The organism is Methylophaga sp. UBA5088, from assembly GCF_002414625.1.
Classification (GTDB): Bacteria; Pseudomonadota; Gammaproteobacteria; order Nitrosococcales; family Methylophagaceae; genus Methylophaga; species Methylophaga marina.
This window is the reverse complement of the sequence record NZ_DIAC01000074.1, coordinates 4,077-7,269: the sequence shown is the minus strand read 5'-3', so window position 1 is coordinate 7,269 and position 3,193 is coordinate 4,077. Positions and strand designations below refer to the sequence as shown.

Sequence of the window (3,193 nt, the reverse complement as noted above, 5' to 3'; positions counted from 1 at the left end):
GGTCGCAAAAACGTTATTGGTAGCTTTATGAGTGCCAAGATGCAGGTTCTTGTGGAGTGGGAATCGCAGATAGAACGCGACTTTATGTATTATTTGGAGTTTGATGATGATGTAAGGGGCTATACATCACAGCCCATCCGCTACCGGTACACTCGGGAAGACAAATACAAATATCACTTTCCAGATTTTGAAATATTTCGATATTCGACACCTAAGCGTAAGTTCGTCGAAATAAAACCTTTGCATGTTACTAAGAAGACCGAATTCATTGAGAAAACGGCCGCAATCAAAGCTCAAATGCACACTGATGGTTTTGACTATAGTGTTGTGACCGACTCACAGTGAATAGCCACCGATTTTCTAGACATTTATCAGCCGTTTGAAAATCGGTTTTCAAACTCGATAGGCGACAGTTGATTATTAAAATTTTATAGTCGTCTTGAGTTGTAAAGCATCTTGATGTAACCGAAGATGTCGCTACTTGCTTCCTGTCCATGCACAATTATCAGGCGGTCAGGTCAATGATGTGGTTTATGCTCAAAGCCTAATTGCATGCGCTCTCACCGCCGAAAATGTCACTGCCGACAAAGGCTATCATAGCGAAGCATTAAGGCATCAAGTCAAGCGCCATAATCTGAGGCCAGTAACCTCACGATTTTAAAATAATCGTATTGGCAATCAGGGTATGGAGCGGTGTTGTACCGCTAGACACCTGATTGGAAATGTCTTTGCGAGAATCAAACATTTTCAGGCTATTGCAATGCGTTATGACAAGATTTAGCGTAATTATCACGGCATGCTTATGCTTGCTTTCAGCATCATGTAGCTGCCTGTGCGGGTTGATTGAGTTTTGAACATCAATGATCAACAAGCCCTAGAAAAACGTTGCGATATTTATTACCTGCTAAGAATCTAAATGAAACCTGAATCTGATCTGACAAATCTCTGTCTGTCAGCTGCGTAGGAATAACGACAACTAATTAGGAATGTATCTTTGGATCACTAATTTCAGCAAGAACACCACACGTCTCAATTTCCCGCTCATTGCTACAACTCGCTCTTAGTGAAACAAGTTGATTCTCAAGCGCTTGCAGAGAAGTTATCTGGGTTCGCACGTCAGATATGTGGTCATCGAGCAAGCTATTAATTGCGGAACAAGGTTGATGCGGATGTTTCTGGTAGCTTAGGAGTTCGTGAATTTCTACGAGTGACAGATCCAGTTTTCGGCAGCGCCGTATAAAGGTGAGCTGCTCTCCATGCATCTTCGTATAACTACGATAACCGTTCTCTTGTCGATCAGGCGGTGACAACAATCCTTGCTGTTCATAGAAGCGGATTGTCTGTGTTTCGATCCCTACCAACTGCGCCAATTGTCCAATACGCATCTCCCGGCCCCCCAACATTTATTTTTCTCTATTGACCTTATAGTAACTATATGGTTTTTAATATTCTTCATCAAGCTTCATTTACTGAATACGAAGGTCAAAATAGATTTCAGGTGCTACAGAGTTCAACATTACTAGAGGTAAACACTCATGAATAAGCGCAATCGTATGTTACTTGGCAGTACGGTAACCGTAATGGCTACTTCACTAACTGCATTACCTGTCATGTCAGCTGATAAGACCCCCTTTGAATCGCGTGAGATTCAACGCCCTGCCGATAATGGTCAAAAAATCGCCCAAGCTATGTGTGGTACCTGTGGTGGAAGTTGGGAAGGACGCTGCGGTGGTATGAAGGGAGGGATGATGCCTAATGCCTCTGGTACGGTGGAATTACCTGAACTGAACTCGGCCGGGGCGCGGCTGATTAAGCAGTACTGCATGCAGTGCCATGCATCACCAACCCCTAAACAGCATACGGCTCCAGCTTGGCCGACCATCGTGGCTCGCATGAATACGCGCATGCAATGGATGAGCAGCAATAATAAAGCAATGAATATCAAGGCGCCTACAGAAAACGAGCTGCGCACAATCACAGCCTACCTGCAAAAGCATGCTGCACAGCCATCGGATGCAAATACACAAGGGCCACAAGAACCCCTTGTCCCAGGGAAATCAGCTATCGAAATTCTCAAGGACCGTTATGCACGGGGAGAAATCGACCGTAAGGAATACTTACGCATGCTCGAAGATTTGAATAAACGTTAGTGAGGACGGTATTTTCGTGAGCGATATTGGCTATTCTGCTCAGTGTGAAATAAGGCCTTCAGCGTTCATCCCACGATTCATATTGAATTGCTGCTCACTTGGTATAGCCTCTAAAGCCATTTAAAATGGTTATCAAAGCAGTGTAAATGTACAAATAATCCCAAGAGTTTATAACTATTATCTATACACCGATGAGTAATGTGTCATATGACTGAATATAGTTATGTCAGTGAATACAAAGTTCCAAAAATGGACTGCCCTTCTGAAGAAGGTATGATCCGCATGGCATTGGATGGGATTGAACCCGGCGTCATACTTGAATTTGACACACCTAATCGTAAAGTCCGCATCTTCCACGGAGACAATGCAACAACGATTGAGTCGCGGATGCAATCATTGGATCTAGGTGCAACGCTTGAAAAAACTGAGCCCGTACTAGATGAAGAACTTACCAACGTACTGGATGCAGAAGAAACAAGCTCACAGCAAGAAGCGGGCATTCTAAAATGGTTACTGGCCATCAATGCCATCTTATTCGTGACTGAATTATTTGTAGGATGGTGGGCAGAATCAACCGGGTTGATTGCGGATTCTCTTGATATGTTTGCAGACGCCGCAGTTTATGGCGTCTCCCTCTATGCCGTTGGGTATAGCGCTAATAAGAAACTGCGTGCTGCGCACTTTTCCGGTTGGTTGCAGTTGATACTTGCCGTTGGTGTCCTAGCTGAAGTCCTGCGAAGATTCCTCTATGGCAGTGAACCATTATCCAGCATTATGATCATGATGGGACTAATCGCTCTCGCTGCTAATGTGACCTGCTTACTTCTTATTGCAAAAAAACGCCATGCCGGCGCTCATATGAAAGCCAGCTGGATTTTCTCCGCCAATGATGTCATAGCCAATTCTGGCGTTATCTTGGCAGGTTTGTTGGTTTCATGGACAGGTTCACACTACCCCGACTTAATCATCGGTTTGGTGATAGGACTTATTGTGATGAATGGGGCCCGACGCATATTACAACTGCGTCACTAGTCCCTCAACGT

Annotated in this window: 4 protein-coding genes and 1 pseudogene; 3 read left to right on the top strand and 2 right to left on the bottom strand. The window is 44.3% G+C overall.

The window, feature by feature from the left end:
• A partial coding sequence (locus B4K20_RS09385; RefSeq protein WP_289282689.1) for a TnsA endonuclease N-terminal domain-containing protein occupies positions 1–345 on the top strand: 345 nt, incomplete at its 5' end.
• A gap of 15 nt (positions 346–360) precedes the next feature.
• Here B4K20_RS09385 and B4K20_RS17025 read toward each other — a convergent pair.
• Both B4K20_RS17025 and cadR read right to left on the bottom strand, forming a co-directional pair.
• Positions 361–488, bottom strand: a pseudogene (locus tag B4K20_RS17025) (IS3 family transposase); the annotation flags it as partial.
• A gap of 492 nt (positions 489–980) precedes the next feature.
• Positions 981–1,385, bottom strand: coding sequence for a Cd(II)/Pb(II)-responsive transcriptional regulator (gene cadR / locus B4K20_RS09380; protein WP_008290384.1), 405 nt, complete (start codon positions 1,383–1,385; stop codon positions 981–983).
• A gap of 150 nt (positions 1,386–1,535) precedes the next feature.
• On the opposite strand from cadR, the gene B4K20_RS09375 reads away from it, so the two are divergent.
• A complete protein-coding gene (locus B4K20_RS09375; protein WP_008290363.1) occupies positions 1,536–2,150 on the top strand; it encodes an SHOCT domain-containing protein in 615 nt (204 codons plus the stop codon).
• Between the two features lie 198 nt (positions 2,151–2,348).
• On the top strand, positions 2,349–3,182 hold the full coding sequence (locus B4K20_RS09370; RefSeq protein WP_036310922.1) for a cation transporter: 834 nt from the start codon (positions 2,349–2,351) through the stop codon (positions 3,180–3,182).
• Positions 3,183–3,193: the final 11 nt, after the last annotated feature.